Here is a 15004-nt window from a genome sequence, read left to right as displayed (position 1 = left end):
TCCCCTCCCCCATCACTCCGCCCACTCCGTCTTGCGGTCCGCGCGCGTGGGCTGGCGGCCGGTGCGGAAGGGCGACAACTCGGCGTCGGCCATCAGGAAGCGGTGGACCGAGGTGAGGCGCGAGTAGAAGTCCCGGCGCCAACGCCCGAGTTTCGTGTCCGCGCGCTCCGCCTTCTCGGCCTCGGCCCACTGCTCCCAGCTGGGGATCGCCCAGAGCAGGAACGCCTCCGAGTCGCCGGTCATCGCGGTCTCCCATGCGCCCGCGAGCTCCCAGCCGTGCTCGGACAGCAGCGGTTCGCCGCCCTCGGCGACGCGCTCGAGGAGTTCGCGCGCCTTCCCGGGGGTGGTGCGCAGTTGCTCATGGGCGTACGTCTCGCCGCGCACGCCGTCCGCGCACAGTTCCTCGATCGTCCGGGTCCACGGTGCCGGGACGAGCAGGCGGTCCTCGCCGTGGGAACGGAACTTCGCGGCCTCGGCCCACCACTTGGCCAGCGCCGGGTCCTGGAGTCCGGCGCCGGCGAACTCGTGGCGGAAGGACGCGGCCATGCCGTCGAAGCCGTCTTCCTCCCAGAGGTTGACGACGGACGGCCACTCGCGCGTCGTGCCGACCACCCCCCATACGCCGTAACAGAGCTGGTGGCGCTCCTCTTGGGCGATCGGGCTCCAGTTGGCGGTCATGTGGTGCATGTAGTTGGCGCGGTTGTGGCCGATGATGTCGATGAACTCGTGGATGTAGAGCTTGTCGTTGGCCATCGTGCGTCGTCGCTCCCCGCGGTCCCCCGGCGCCCGGCCGAGTCCGGCGCCGCATACCGGGCCACTCCAGCACGAGTTGATATTGTATTCAATACGCGCCGGCGATTCTGCCTTACGATTGTATACATGATACGAGCGCGCATGGATGACGGCTTCGGGATCATCACCCTCGACGACGCGGCCCACCGCAACGCCCTGTCGCCCGCCCTCAGCAGGGCACTCGCCGACGGTGTCGGCGATCTCCTCGACCGCGGCGCCCGCGCACTCGTACTGACCGCCGCACCACCGGTCTTCTGCGCCGGAGGCAGTCTCGACGAACTGGAGAAGGGTCCGGCCCTCGACCTCGACGCCGCCTACGCGGGGCCGTCCGCGCTGGCCGCCGCCCCCGTCCCCACCCTGGCGGCCGTCGACGGCGCCTGCCTCGGCGCCGGCGTGAACCTCCCACTCGCCTGCGATGTCATCCTCGCCACGCCGCGCGCCGTGTTCGACCCGCGCTGGCTCGACGTGGGAATCCACCCGGGCGGTGCGCACATGTGGCGGCTGGAACAGCGCGTGGGACGCCAGACCGCGGCGGCCATGGTCCTGTTCGGCGCCACGCTGACCGGCGAGCAGGCCGTCGCCCACAACCTCGCGTTCGCCTGTGTCGACCCGGACGACCTGATGCGCGAGGCCTCCGCCCTCGCCCGCCGCGCCGCGCGACGCGATCCGGACCTCGTACGCCGCACCAAGGCCACCCTCGCCGCGAACGACACCGTGTCCGGCCCGGCGCAGGCGCACGACCTGGAGCGCGCCGCGCAACTCTGGTCGCTGTCACGCGAGGGCTTCACCGAGCACGTCAAGGCGCTCCGTGCCCGGCTGGGCGCACGCGACTGACCGCCGTCCCCATCTCTCACCGCCCATCGCGGCCCGTCACCGCCCATCACGACCATCACGTTCCAGCACGGCCCGCAGCCGCCTGCCACAGCCCGGCGACGGCCACTGCCGCCGCTCCAACATCTCCAGCAAGAACCGGGTTTTCAATTCACGCCGACTGCCCCGCGCCGCCGACGGCCCCGCCGACCCGCGCGGGCGCCGCTAGACTGCGCTGCGTGCCGACCAGCGAACTTCCCCCGCGCGCCCTGGAGGGCATGACCCGGGCCCAGCTCGCGCGTCGGGGACGCATCACCGACGCGGTGATCGAACTTGTCGCCGAGTCGGGCCCCGACGTGCTCCAGATGCGGGACGTCGCGGCGCGCTCCGGCATCTCGCTCGGCACCATCTACCGGTACTTCTCCTCCAAGGAGCACCTCCTCGCGGCGGCCGTCGCCGACTGGCAGGAGCGCCTGACCCGGCAGGTCCTGACCGAGATGGGGTCGAGCCGGGCGAACCGCCCCGCGGATTCCGGCGCCGAAGAGCGCGTACTCCGCTACGCCCGCCGCGAACTGCGGGCGTTCCAGCGGCATCCGCATTTCGCCCGCCTCACGGTGGCTATGGTCGCGTCGGCCGATCCGTACGCGAGCGAGATGATCGCGCGCATGCACGTCTCGTCCGACGAGGCGATGGCCGCGCTGATGCACGACGTCCCGGCGGAGCACGCCGGGACCATCCAGGTGGCGGTCCAGGCGGTCGTGCTGACCGGGCTGGTGGCCTGGGTGACCGACCGCAAGACGTGGACGGACGTCCTCGCTGACCTCGAACGCGTGACCCGTCGCGTCTTCGCCGGCATCTGACCCCCGATCGCCTGCCTCCGACCGTTGACCCAAACAGGAATCGTGTTCTAGTTTCATCGCGTCGTGAGCCGCCGGGCGTTCGGCGCGTCCGCGTACGCCCGGCCGCACACGGCACCGCCCGGCACAGGCCCGGCAGCGACGCGACGTGGCTGCCGGCGCCGTACCGGACCGACGGCGCACACGGAGATGAGGGGCCCACATGCTGCCCGAGAACTTCCGAGCATTCGACGCGGACAACCACTACTACGAGGCCCTCGACGCCTTCACCCGGCACCTGGAGCCCGAGTTCCGCAAGCGCTGCATGCAGTGGGCGCAAGTGGACGGCAAGACCCGGCTGCTCGTCGGCGGCAAGGTGAACAAGTTCATCCCCGACCCGACGTTCTCACGGCTGGCACAGCCCGGCGTGCTGGAGAACTGGTTCCGCGGCACGGCCACCGGATCGCTCATCGAGCAGTTCGGCGAACTGGAGCCCACCCGCCCGGAGTACCGGGACCGCGACGCCCGCCTGCGCGCGATGGACGAACTCGGCCTGGACGGCGCGATGTTCTTCCCGACCCTGGGTGTCGGCATGGAGCAGGCGCTGATCCACGACATCCCGGCTCTGTGCGCCGCCTTCCGCGCGTTCAACCGCTGGCTGGACGAAGACTGGGGATTCGCCTACCAGGAGCGGATCTTCGCGGCGCCGTACTTCACCCTCGCCGACCCCGAGAACGCGGTGCGCGAACTGGAGTGGGCGCTCGGCAGGGACGCCCGCGTGATCGTCATGCAGTACGGGCCGATCCGCACCGACCGCGGCTGGACCTCGCCGGGCGACCCCGCGCTCGAACCGTTCTGGGCACTCGCCGCCGAGGCCGGCGTCACCGTCGTCTACCACGGCGGCAACAGCGCGTACGCGCAACTCGTCTCGTGGTGGGGCGAGTCGCACGAGATGGAGGCGTTCCGCGCGACCCCGATGCGCGGCCTGATCAGCCCCGAGCCGATCGCGGACACCATCGCGGCGCTGCTGTCGTACGGCGTGCTCGCCCGGCATCCGCGGCTGCGGCTCGCGGCGATCGAGACCGGCGCGGACTGGATCCCGCCGCTCTTCCAGCGCCTGAAGAAGTCCTACTCGCAACTGCCGCACGCCTGGGCCGAGGACCCGCGCGAGACGCTGCGCCAGAGGCTCTGGGTCTCCCCGTTCCACGAGAACGACCTGACCGCGCTGCGCGAGGTGATCGGTGTCGAGCGCATCATGCTGGGCTCGGACTGGCCGCACACCGAGGGCATCGCGCGGCCGCTGGACTTCGCGAAGGACCTCGACGCGGCCGGCTTCGGCGCCGACGAACAGGTCCGTGTGATGCGCACGAACGCCGAGTCCCTGGTCCGGCGCCTGCCCTGAACCGCTTCCGCTCCGCTCCGCTCCGAGGAGAGTCGGCACGATGGTGTTCCCCACGGATGTCCCGGTCGTCGACACGATGATCGGCTTCCCGCACGACGGTTGGGACCAGTACGCGTTCATCCGGCGCCAGACCAAGGACCGCGAGTCGCGCGAGTCCTTCGACTTCCCCGCCGAGTACATGTTCAAGGGGGTCCCCAAGGACCTGCCCACCGACAACCCGGTGGAGTTCACCGTTCAGGAGATGGACCGCTTCGGGATCAGCCACGGCCTCATCGGCGTCGGCGACGAGACCTCGCGCGAAGCCCTGCGGCGCCACCCGGACCGGTTCGTGGCGGCGTCCAACGTCGACCCCAACACCGGTATGGACGGCATCCGGCAACTGGTACGCGAGCACCAGGAGTTCGGGGTACGCGCGGTCGGCTGCTTCCCGTCGGGGACGTTCCCGCAGGTGCCGATCAACGACAAGAAGATGTACCCCTTCTACGCCAAGTGCGTGGAGCTCGACATCCCGGTCTTCATCTGCGCCGGCGTCCCCGGCCCCCGCCTCAAGTTCGCGGCGCAGCACGTCGAGCTCATCGACGAGGTCATGTACGACTTCCCGGATCTGGTCATGGTCACCCGGCACGGCTGCGAGCCCTGGGTGGACCTCGCCGTCAAGCTCATGCTGAAGTGGCCCAACCTGTACTACTCCACGTCCGCGTTCGCGCCGCGCTACTACCCGCAGGCGATCATCGACTACGCCAACACCCGCGGCGCGCACAAGATCCTGTACGCCGGCTACTTCCCCATGGGCCTCACCCTCGACCGCATCTTCGGCGAACTCCCGGGCGTCGGCTTCAAGGACGACGTGTGGCCGCAGTTCCTCGCCGGCAACGCACGCCGCCTCCTCAAGCTCGACCCGCTGTAGACCGCGCGCCGGCCGACCGCAAGAACCCGCACCGACCACATCAACCACCAGGAGTACCAATGGAGTTCGGCGTCTTCCTCCAGGGCTACAACCCGGCGTTCCGGCGCGAGGGCAACCCGAACGCGGAGCACGAGGCCCTGATGAACGACATGGCGTACGCGATCGCCGCCGACAAGGCCGGCTTCAAGTACGTGTGGCTGAGCGAGCACCACTTCCTCGACGAGTACTCCCACTTGTCCGCGAACGACGTGATGTGCGGCTACCTGGCGCACGCCACCGAGCGCATCCACATCGGCTCGGGCATCTTCAACCCGCTCCCCCAGGTCAACCACCCCGCCAAGGTCGCCGAGCGGGTTGCCATGCTCGACCACCTCAGCGGCGGCCGGTTCGAGTTCGGCACCGGCCGCGGCGCCGGAAGCCACGAGATCCTCGGCTTCCTCCCCGGTATCGAGGACATGAACCAGACCAAGGACATCTGGGAAGACGTCATACGCGAATTCCCCAAGATGTGGCTCCAGGACGAGTACCAGGGCTACCAGGGCAAGTACTGGTCGCTCCCGCCCCGCCGCATCCTGCCCAAGCCGTACGGCAAGGCCCACCCGGCCATGTGGTACGCCGCCGGCTCCCCGCCGTCCTACGAGATGGCCGCCCGTATGGGCCTCGGCGTCCTCGGCTTCTCGATCGGCGACGTGGAGCAGGCCGAGAAGCTCACCGCCGGCTACAAGCGCGCGATCCGCAACGCCGAGCCCGTCGGCGCCTTCGTCAACGACAACGTCCTGTGCGTGTCCACCGGCTTCGTCGACGAGGACCGCAAGCGCGCCGTCCAGCGCGCGGTCGACGCCCGCACCACGTACCTCGTCAGCAACGTCTACCGCTACCACGACACCTTCCCCCACCCGGAGGGCCTGCCGCGCTGGCCCGAGGTCATTCCGGACATCAATGCCGAAATGGTGGAGTTCGCCGCCGACGCCGGCGCGATGATCGTCGGCGACCCCGACAGCGCCCTCAAGGCGGTCAAGGCCTACGAGTCCGCGGGCATCGACCAGCTCGTCCTCGGCCTGGGGCCGGACACCCGGGAAGGCACCCTGGAGACCATCCGCCTCTTCGGCGAGCACATCGTCCCCAAACTCGACACCGTCGCCGAGCACCGCACCACGACCCACCGCCGCACCGCCCCCTGAGCCACCCCGCCCCACCCTCACCCCCGAACGCCGCCCCTGCCGCCCCCAGCGGCACGGGCGGCGTTTCGTCGTGGCGTACACCCAGGCGAGGATCCGCGGAGGTGCGGGGGTAGCAGGATCTTGAATTCGTACGCCCCACGTAGTACTGCACTTCGGACCCACCGAAGGAGCTGCGGCGGGGTTCGGTCCGGAATACTTTTCGCTATCAGAACCATCCGAACCACGATCCGCCCTCGATCCACCACTGCTCGCTCCTGCCACTGACCGAACGTCCGGCGACCGGCCGCGGTGGGGACCGCGACTCCCGCGCAACGCGGTGAGTGCTCCCCGCCACTTGGGCCGTCGCACACCTGACTTCCGGCGTGACCGCTGCCACAGCCTCGGCATGCCGTTTTTGCCCCTCGCGTTCCGCCCGACCGCAGCCAGGTGCCGTCCGGGCCGGTCCCGCACGCCCCGTCTCGCTCTCGACCGACCCGGAGTCCATTCCCATGGCAACTCTCCTGTACCGACTCGGACGGCTGACGTTCCGTCGAAGGCGCCTCGCGCTGCTGATCTGGATGGCGATCCTCGTCGCCGTCGGGGTCGGTGCCGCGACGGCGTCGAAGCCCGCCACCAAGCCGTTCTCGATCCCCGGGATCGAGGCGCAGAAGGCGATCGACCTGCTGGAGGAGCGCAGCCCCGACACGGGCGGCAGCGGCGCGACCGCGCGCGTCGTGTTCCAGGCCCCCGACGGCACCCGGATCGACGCCCCGCAGAACAAGGCGGGCGTGGACAAGACGATCGGCGCGTTGCAGGGCACCCCCGAGATAGCCGACATCTCCGACCCCTTCTCGGCCGCGACGGTGAGCGGGGACGGCACGACGGCGTACGCGACCGTGGACTACCTGGTCGGCGCCGACATGCTGAAGGACTCCACGCGGGACGTCCTCGAGGACGCGGTCAAGCAGGGCCAGGCGGCCGGGCTGAAGGTCGAGGTCGGCGGTGACGCCCTGGAGGCGGAGACCAGCGTCGGCAACGGCGAGATCATCGGCATCGCGGTCGCGGCGGTCGTGCTCGCCATCACCTTCGGCGCGATGATCGCCGCCGGGCTCCCGCTGCTCACCGCCATCCTCGGGGTCGGCATCGGCATCGCCGGGATCACCGCGGTGGCCGGCATCTTCGACCTGTCGGAGAGCACGTCCACGCTGGCGATGATGATCGGCCTGGCGGTCGGCATCGACTACGCGCTGTTCATCGTGTCCCGCTTCCGCAGCGAGCTGCGGCTCGGCCGAGAACCGGAGGAAGCCGCCGGACGCGCGGTCGGTACGGCCGGATCCGCGGTGGTCTTCGCGGGCCTCACGGTCGTGATCGCGCTGGCCGGCCTGGCCGTCGTCAACATCCCGGTGCTCACCGAGATGGGCCTCGCCGCGGCGTTCACCGTGGTCATCGCGGTCCTCGTGGCGCTGACCTTCGTGCCCGCGCTGCTGGGCTTCGCCGGCAAGCGCATCTTCGGTCGCAAGGAGCGCAAGCGCAGGGCCCGGGAGCCGCAGGTGCAGGCCGAGGGCAAGCCGAACATGGGCTCGCGCTGGGCGCGGTTCGTGCTGCGGCACCCGGTCGCCGTGCTGGTGGGCTCGATCGTGGGCCTCGGTGCCATCGCGCTGCCGGCCGCGAGCATGAACCTCGGTCTGCCGGACGACAGTGCGAAGCCGACGAGCACCACGCAGCGCCAGGCGTACGACATGCTCGCCGACAGCTTCGGCCCCGGCTTCAACGGCCCGCTGCTGCTGGTGGTCGACACCGCGAACACCGCCGACCCGGTTGCCGCCGCGGACGCGGTGCGCCTGCAGGTCGAGACGCTCAAGGGCGAGGGCAAGGGCCAGGGTGTCGCGTCGGTCGGCGCCGCCAACCTCAACGACGCCGGCACCCTGGCCACCATCCAGGTCACGCCGACCACGAAGCCCAGCGACACCAAGACCGAGACGCTGGTGCACGACATCCGTGACGTGGTGAAGCAGGCCGAGGCGCAGACCGGTGCCAAGACGCTGGTCGGTGGCACCCCGGCGCTGAACATCGACTTCTCGCAGAAGCTGAACGACGCGCTGATGCCGTACCTGCTCCTGGTCGTCGGGCTCGCGTTCCTGCTGCTGATCGCGGTGTTCCGGTCGATCCTGGTGCCGCTCAAGGCGGCGCTCGGCTTCCTCCTGTCGGTCACCGCCGCGCTCGGTGCGGTCGTCATGGTGTTCCAGTACGGCTGGCTGAACGGGCTGTTCGGGGTGGAGCAGACCGGCCCGATCATGAGCATGATGCCGATCTTCCTGGTCGGCGTGGTGTTCGGGCTCGCGATGGACTACGAGGTCTTCCTGGTCACCGGGATGCGCGAGGCGTTCGTGCACGGCCAGTCGCCCAAGGAGTCCGTGGTCAGTGGGTTCAAGCACGGCGCCCGGGTGGTGACGGCCGCGGCGATCATCATGATCGCGGTGTTCGCGGGCTTCATCGGGGCGAGCGACTCGATGATCAAGATGATCGGCTTCGGCCTCGCGGCGGCGGTCTTCCTGGACGCGTTCGTGGTCCGCATGGCGCTGGTCCCGGCCGTGCTCGCGCTGCTGGGCAAGTCGGCCTGGTGGCTGCCGAAGTGGCTGGACCGCATCCTTCCGAACGTCGATGTCGAGGGCGACAGCCTGCGCAAGCACATCGACGCGCAGACGGCGGCACAGGAGCCTGACCCGCTGCAGGAACGCGAGCGGGAGCCGGTCGGCACCTGAACCGCCCCCGGCGGCGGGCCGGGCAGGGCCCGCCGCCGAACCTCCTGATCTCCCTGCCTGCTCCCGTCGCTTGTTCCGACGTGAAGACCGCCCCGGCCGGGTGCCATGCGCACCGGGCCGGGGCGGTTCCGCGTGCGCCCGGTTTTTGCGGCGTACGCGGCCCGGCGGCACCGGCGACCCATGCCGTCCCGACATGGACCCATGCCCGGTCCGGAATCCGACGGCGCGCGCATTCCCGCAGGTGGACATGCGTGTTACGTTCCGCGTCCGGCCGAGGTGGAGGGATGCCGCACGTGACCACGACAGAGCGCGGCCCTCAGCCGGGGCCGGACCCCGCCGCCGACCCCGCCGGTGCCCCGGGCCCTGCACCCGTTCCTGGCCCCGGCCCCGGCCTCGATCCGCGCCCCTGTTCCGGCGGCGCGGCCGCCTGGGCGGACTCTGCGCGCACCGTGGAACTCCCTTTGCGCGGACCGGAGTTGACTGGCAGCACAGCAGACCCCGTGGGCCTGCACTACTGCGAACTCCCGGCCGTCGCACCGGCCGACGACCCCGCCCCGGTGCTGTTGCTGCACGGATGGGCGGGCAGCGCGGCCGATTGGGACGACGTCGCGCCGGCGCTCGCGGCGGACCGGCGGGTCGTCGCGTACGACCACCGCGGGCACGGCGGCAGCGCGAAGTTCGCTACGCGCGACGCCTACACGTTCGATCTGCTGGCCGCCGACCTGGCGGCGTTCGCGGAGCGCGTCACCCCCGGACCGGTCCACCTGATCGGACACTCGATGGGCGGGCTCACCGCCCTGCGCCACACGCTCGCCCACCCCGAACGGGTGCGTTCGCTCGTCCTGGTGAGCACCTCCCCGCGGCCGTCGGCGGCGCCGCACGTACGCCTGCTGTTCGGGTTCCTGAACCTGCTCGTGCGCCGACGGGGCATGGCGCCGCTGGAGGGGTTCGTCCGACGCCGGTTCAAGGTGCCCGAAGACATCGCCGCCGAGCAGCGCGCCCGCCTGGAGCGGCAGGGCCGGGCGCTCGTAGGCATGGACCCGGTCGCGTTCGTCGCGTTCAGCAAGGCCGTCCGGAAGTACGCCCCGGTCCTCGACGGCCTCGACGCGATCACCTGTCCGGTCACCGTGGTCAACGGTGCGCTCGACATCGGACTCCGTTCCGGCGCCGCGCAGTTCGCGTCCCGCATCGCCGGGGCCCGGGTCGAGGTGGTCCCCGGGGCCGGGCACAGCCCGCAGACCGAGGCGCCGGACGCATGGCTCGCGGCGGTTCGCGAACACCTCGCCCGGGCGGGCTAGCGGCCCTTCCGGCCCGTCGTGCGGCGACCTCCGGAAAATTCCAACTGCGGGATTCCTGCCGTGCGTTGGTGAGACATACGACCCCGCGGTGACTAGTTTCCCAGGGACCGCAAGGGCTTCGGGACCTCGGAAAAACGCTCAGTTGGCAAGATGTGCCGAGAGGGGCTTCGCGGGGCGAAAATCCGTGGTGCCGGGGCTCTGGGAATGCCGCACTCCGGTTGCTATCTTCCGCCGCATGATTCCCGCACGGGCCGGGGGTCCGGGCACGCTCGGAAGGAAGACGCAGCCGTGATCATCGACATTCCCGAGGGCGAGGACGCCATCCCGTACGTCTGGGCCGAGATGGTCCCGGAAATCGGCACGGCGGCCGCGACGTACTCGATGTCCGTGTACGACCACAGCAAGCTCGGGCTCCGCGAGTTCGAGGCGGCCCGGCTCCGCATCGCGCAGATCAACGGGTGCATCTTCTGCCTGGACTGGCGCACCGAGCGCGACGGCGTCAAGGTCGAGGAGGAGTTCGCCGACGCGGTCACCGAGTGGCGCACCACCGAGGCGTTCGACGACCGCACCCGCCTTGCCGCCGAGTACGCCGAGAGGTACGCCGTCGACCACCACAACATCGACGACGAGTTCTGGGTGCGCATGAAGGCCCACTACACCCAGCACGAGATCGTCGAGCTGAGCATGGCCATCGGCTCGTGGCTGGCCTTCGGCCGGCTGAACCACGTCCTCGGCCTCGACAGCGTCTGCGTCCTCACGAACCACTGATCCGCAACTGCCCGGCCCCTGCCCTCCGGCGTGCCGCCCAGTACCGCCGTTCAGAACCGCCGTTCAGTACCGCCGCCCGGCAATGCTCCTCAGCACCGCCGTTCAGTACCGCCGCCCGGCAATGCCGTCACAGCACCGCTGTTCAGCACCGCCGCTCAGACCCTGATTTCCGGCGCTGAGACCGAACACCGATTTCGACCCCGGTAACGACCACCGGGCCCGGAATCGCCCGCACCGCTCCGTCGTACCTCCAGCCCCCCGGCCGCCCCCGGCCCAATTCACCGGCAGTCCGGCAAGTCCGGCACCAAGCGCAGGCGTCTCGGCCCGGTCCAGGCGCCGATCGCCCCAGGCCCGCACCGCGCATTCCGCGCGGGCTCGCACCCGCTCTGCCCGGCACCGCAACCTGCTCCACTCGCCCGGCCGACCTTCCGCCGGTCCCCGCGGCGAACGCTCTCGTCTCCGTGGCAAGCCCCTCGTGCCACGGCCATGCCCGCATGCCCGTTCCGGGGCCGTCGGGCGCACGATCCGGAACGCTACGTTCCGGTACCTGCACAGCGCACACGCACAGCAGCAGGTGTTCACTCCCGTCCGAAGTGAGGAAACCTCATGCGTGAAACCGTCCTCCCCGACTCCGGCGCCTCCGGAGTCTCGCGCCGCCGCTTCGTGGTCGGAGCCGGCGCGGCCGTCGGGGCCGCCGCGATCGCGGGCCACGTCGCGGCCCCCCGCGCGTACGCCGCCCCCGCGGCCGGTCCGATCGCCAACGGCGCCCGGGTCCCCGTCCTGGTGGTCGGCACCGGCTACGGCGGCTCCGTCACCGCGCTGCGCCTCGCGCAGGCCGGCGTCGACGTCCACATGATCGAGATGGGCATGGCCTGGGACACCCCGGGCTCGGACGGCAAGATCTTCGCCAACACGACGACGCCGGACCACCGTTCGTTCTGGCTGCGGACCCGCACCAAGCAGCCGCTGAGCAACTTCCTCGGCTTCCCGATCGACAAGAACATCCCGAAGTACACCGGCATCCTGGACGCCGAGGAGTTCGCCGGGATCATGGTGTACCAGGGCCGCGGGGTCGGCGGCGGCTCGCTGGTGAACGGCGGCATGGCGGTCACGCCCAAGCGCGAGAACTTCGCCGGGATCCTGCCGTCGGTCAACGCCGACGAGATGTACTCCACGTACTACCCGCGCGCCAACGCCGGCCTGGGCGTCACCAGCGTCGACCAGCGCTGGTGGGAGAACGCGCCGTGCTACCAGTACGCCCGCGTCGGCCGCAAGCACGCGCAGCGCTCCGGCTTCCCGTTCGTGTTCGTCCCCAACGTGTACGACTGGGACTACATGAAGGCCGAAGAGGCCGGAACCGTACCGAAGTCCGCCCTCGCGGGCGAGGTCATCTACGGCAACAACGCCGGCAAGAAGTCGCTCCAGAAGACCTACATCGCGCAGATCAAGTCGACCGGCCGCGTCACCATCACCACGCTGCACAAGGTGACTTCGGTCGCCCCCGCGGCGGGCGGCGGCTACACGGTGCTCATCGACGAGATCAACACCACCGGCGACACGGTGGCCACCAAGTCGGTCACCGCGGACCGGGTGTTCTTCGCGGCGGGCAGCGTCGGCACCTCCAAGCTCCTCGTGAAGCTCAAGGCGACCGGCGCGCTGCCCAACCTCAACAACGAGGTCGGCAAGGGCTGGGGCGACAACGGCAACGTCATGTGCGGCCGGGCGAACCACATGTGGGACGCCACCGGCAAGCTCCAGTCGTCGATGCCGACCGCGGGCATCGACAACTGGGCGGCGGGCGGGGCGTTCGCCGAGGTGGCGCCGCTGCCGACCGGCATCGAGACGTACGCGTCGTTCTACCTGTCGATCACCAACACCCCGCACCGCGCGGAGTTCAGCTGGAACGCCGCGACCGGCAAGGTGGACCTGAGCTGGCAGACGGCGTGGAAGCAGACCTCCATCAACATGGCGAAGACCATCTTCGACAAGATCAACCAGAAGGAGGGCACGATCTACCGGACCGACCTGTTCGGGACGTACAAGATCTGGGGCGACCACCTCACGTACCACCCGCTGGGCGGTGCGGTGCTCAACAAGGCCACCGACAACTACGGGCGCCTGCACGGCTACCCGGGCCTGTACGTGATGGACGGCTCGCTCATCCCCGGCAACGTCACCGTGAACCCGTTCGTGACGATCACCGCGCTGGCCGAGCGCAACATCGAGAACATCATCGCGAACGACCTGTAGGCCGCCGCCGGCCCTGACCGGCCGGGCATGTCCGTCCGGGCCCGACCGTCGGGCCCTGGTCGTCCGGGCCTGGTTTGGCCAGGCGCAGGTACGCGGGATCGGCTGACGGCGGGGGCGCACCACGCGCCCCCGCCGCGGCGCGTCCCGCGCTGCCGACGCTTCCGGCGAAGCCCTGGACCCGATCCATCAGTTGGACAATAGCCGCTGGTCAGGTGACTCGTGTCGACCTGATGGGGCGTCGGAAAACTCCAATACCGGGAGGTGCGGCCGGTGGGACGGTGCGACCCGACCACGACGGCCGTCGGTCCCTGCAACGAGGCGGCGCACGCACCCGACGGGTTCCGTCCCGCCCAGGAACAGGTGTACTTCCCAAGGGGTTTCCATGCCACTGGCACGCTGGTTCCGAAGTACTCGACGCACACACACCCCACGCGGAAAGGCCGGTGTCGCCCTCGTGGTCGCCGCCGCCTCCCTCGCGACGCTCGGCAGCCTCGCGGTGGCGCCCGCCGGGGCCTCCGGCGGCGGTCCCGCCGCCGGCCCCGCGGCCACCGACCACGCCGCCCTGCTCGCCGCCATGCAGTTGGTGAGCGGCAACGTCAACGACGGCAACACGCCACCCGGCCCGCACGGCATGGACGCGATCCCCGGAGTCGTGGCCCGTACCGACATCGGCGGCGTCCAATGGACCGGCACCGCGGACAACCCCGGCAGCGCCGCGACGCGCCAAGCCGACGGGGTGTTCCGGGCGGGCAGCGTCACCAAGATCTTCACCGCCACGGTCATCCTGCAACTCGTCGGCGAGGGGCGCCTCAGCCTCACCGACGACGTGTTCGGCCTGCTCGGCCCGGTCCTCAAAGACAACACCGTGCGCGGCTGCAACCTGACGACGTGGAAGTGCTTCAACCCGCCGGGGCCGGGCGTCGCGCCCATCACCGTCGAGCAGTTGCTGCAACACTCCAGCGGCATCTTCAACAACATGGCCGACCTGTCGTTCCAGGCCAAGGTCGCCGCGCAGTTCCCGAACATGGCCTTCACCCCGGCCGAGTTGGTGGCCGAGGGGGCGAGCCACGGGCCGCAGGCGGCGCCCGGGACGACGATGGCGTACTCGAACACCAACTACGCGCTGCTCGCCCTCGTCATCGAGTCCGTCACCGGCAAGCCGTGGCACCAGGCCCTGACGGAACGGGTGGTGACGCCGCTCGGGCTGACCAAGACGTGGGTCCCGGCGCCGACCGACACCGTCCTGCCGGGGCCGCACGACACGTTCGTGTCGAACCTGCTGTTCCCGCGCAACGGCACGTCGTTCAACACGCTGCCCGCGAGCGACCAGAACGCGTCGTACGGCTACGGCGGCGGCAACGTCATCTCGACGACCGCCGACCTGATCACGTTCATCAAGGCGCTGATCGGCGGACAGTTGCTGCCGCCCGCGCAGTTGCAGCAGATGATCACCAAGGTGAACCCCAACACGATGGGGACCCCCGCCCCGGCGCTGCCGCCCGGTATCACCTGCAACACCGGCCTCGCGTGGCCCGAGTGCATCCCCAACCCCGCCAAGTTCAACGTCACCTCCAACGCGAACGCGCCCACGAACTGGTACGCGTACGAGCCCTGGAACCAAGGCGTCGCGAACTACAGCCTCGGCCTCACGCAGCGCGAACTCACCTGCTCCAACGGCCAGAAGGTCACGTTGTACGGCCACAACGGGGCGATCCCGGGCTCGATGTCGTACGTCTACACGACCCCGGACGCGAGCCACTCCATCGCCTTCAACCTGAACGCCGACTGGCCGCAGCACGAGTTGTACGACATGTACGGCATCCTGGCGGCGGAATACTGCCCGGCAGCCTGACCGACCGCCCGACCCGCCCGCTCCGTCCGGGGCTCGGCGCCCGGGCCCACTCCCCGCACCGCTCCTCCGACCGCTTCAGGACCCCCGCCCCGGTGCCCACCGGGGCGGGGGTCCTCGCGGTTGGGGCTACGGCAGTTCGCCCGGCGCGGCCACCGTGCGGCGGCGCC

11 protein-coding genes are annotated in these 15004 nt (G+C 70.4%); 10 read left to right on the top strand and 1 reads right to left on the bottom strand.

The window, feature by feature from the left end; translation table 11 throughout:
- Window positions 1–12: 12 nt before the first annotated feature.
- Window positions 13–753: an NIPSNAP family protein gene (locus ACWD12_RS20720; RefSeq protein WP_450100733.1), complete on the bottom strand. Its 741-nt coding sequence runs from the start codon at window positions 751–753 to the stop codon at window positions 13–15.
- 126 nt (window positions 754–879) lie between these two features.
- Here ACWD12_RS20720 and ACWD12_RS20715 point away from each other — a divergent pair, with 126 nt between their 5' ends.
- The 10 genes from ACWD12_RS20715 (at window position 880) to ACWD12_RS20670 (ending at window position 14837) form a co-directional block, all read left to right on the top strand.
- On the top strand, window positions 880–1626 hold the full coding sequence (locus ACWD12_RS20715; RefSeq protein ID WP_450100732.1) for an enoyl-CoA hydratase-related protein: 747 nt from the start codon (window positions 880–882) through the stop codon (window positions 1624–1626).
- 215 nt (window positions 1627–1841) lie between these two features.
- Window positions 1842–2462 carry a TetR family transcriptional regulator gene (locus ACWD12_RS20710; protein WP_450100731.1) on the top strand — a complete coding sequence of 207 codons (621 nt, stop codon included), beginning with the start codon at window positions 1842–1844 and terminating at the stop codon, window positions 2460–2462.
- A gap of 199 nt (window positions 2463–2661) precedes the next feature.
- Window positions 2662–3840 (top strand): amidohydrolase family protein, encoded by a 1179-nt coding sequence (locus ACWD12_RS20705; RefSeq protein ID WP_450100730.1) that lies wholly within the window; start codon window positions 2662–2664, stop codon window positions 3838–3840.
- A gap of 40 nt (window positions 3841–3880) precedes the next feature.
- Window positions 3881–4747: an amidohydrolase family protein gene (locus ACWD12_RS20700; RefSeq protein WP_450100729.1), complete on the top strand. Its 867-nt coding sequence runs from the start codon at window positions 3881–3883 to the stop codon at window positions 4745–4747.
- 59 nt (window positions 4748–4806) lie between these two features.
- A complete protein-coding gene (locus tag ACWD12_RS20695) occupies window positions 4807–5928 on the top strand; it encodes an LLM class flavin-dependent oxidoreductase (RefSeq protein WP_358358038.1) in 1122 nt (373 codons plus the stop codon).
- Between the two features lie 488 nt (window positions 5929–6416).
- Window positions 6417–8669, top strand: a complete 2253-nt coding sequence (locus ACWD12_RS20690; RefSeq protein ID WP_450100728.1) for an MMPL family transporter — start codon at window positions 6417–6419, stop codon at window positions 8667–8669.
- A 476-nt stretch (window positions 8670–9145) separates the two neighbouring features.
- A complete protein-coding gene (locus ACWD12_RS20685) occupies window positions 9146–9967 on the top strand; it encodes an alpha/beta fold hydrolase (RefSeq protein ID WP_450100727.1) in 822 nt (273 codons plus the stop codon).
- 288 nt (window positions 9968–10255) lie between these two features.
- Window positions 10256–10735, top strand: a complete 480-nt coding sequence (locus ACWD12_RS20680) for a carboxymuconolactone decarboxylase family protein (protein ID WP_358358032.1) — start codon at window positions 10256–10258, stop codon at window positions 10733–10735.
- 606 nt (window positions 10736–11341) lie between these two features.
- On the top strand, window positions 11342–12985 hold the full coding sequence (locus ACWD12_RS20675; RefSeq protein ID WP_358358030.1) for a GMC oxidoreductase: 1644 nt from the start codon (window positions 11342–11344) through the stop codon (window positions 12983–12985).
- Between the two features lie 382 nt (window positions 12986–13367).
- Window positions 13368–14837, top strand: coding sequence for a serine hydrolase domain-containing protein (locus ACWD12_RS20670; protein ID WP_450100726.1), 1470 nt, complete (start codon window positions 13368–13370; stop codon window positions 14835–14837).
- The last annotated feature ends 167 nt before the right edge of the window (window positions 14838–15004 follow it).

It is taken from the genome of Streptodolium elevatio (assembly GCF_053592165.1).
Note: the sequence above shows the minus strand (reverse complement) of the source record. Positions and strands in the feature narration are given on the sequence as shown.

What these genes read in the sequence shown, in the direction of transcription:
- ACWD12_RS20720 (WP_450100733.1), bottom strand. Translation starts at nt 753, where the DNA reads ATGGCCAACGACAAGCTCTACATCCACGAGTTCATCGACATCATCGGC.
- ACWD12_RS20715 (WP_450100732.1), top strand. Translation starts at nt 880, where the DNA reads ATGATACGAGCGCGCATGGATGACGGCTTCGGGATCATCACCCTCGAC.
- ACWD12_RS20705 (WP_450100730.1), top strand. Translation starts at nt 2,662, where the DNA reads ATGCTGCCCGAGAACTTCCGAGCATTCGACGCGGACAACCACTACTAC.
- ACWD12_RS20700 (WP_450100729.1), top strand. Translation starts at nt 3,881, where the DNA reads ATGGTGTTCCCCACGGATGTCCCGGTCGTCGACACGATGATCGGCTTC.
- ACWD12_RS20695 (WP_358358038.1), top strand. Translation starts at nt 4,807, where the DNA reads ATGGAGTTCGGCGTCTTCCTCCAGGGCTACAACCCGGCGTTCCGGCGC.
- ACWD12_RS20690 (WP_450100728.1), top strand. Translation starts at nt 6,417, where the DNA reads ATGGCAACTCTCCTGTACCGACTCGGACGGCTGACGTTCCGTCGAAGG.
- ACWD12_RS20675 (WP_358358030.1), top strand. Translation starts at nt 11,342, where the DNA reads ATGCGTGAAACCGTCCTCCCCGACTCCGGCGCCTCCGGAGTCTCGCGC.
- ACWD12_RS20670 (WP_450100726.1), top strand. Translation starts at nt 13,368, where the DNA reads ATGCCACTGGCACGCTGGTTCCGAAGTACTCGACGCACACACACCCCA.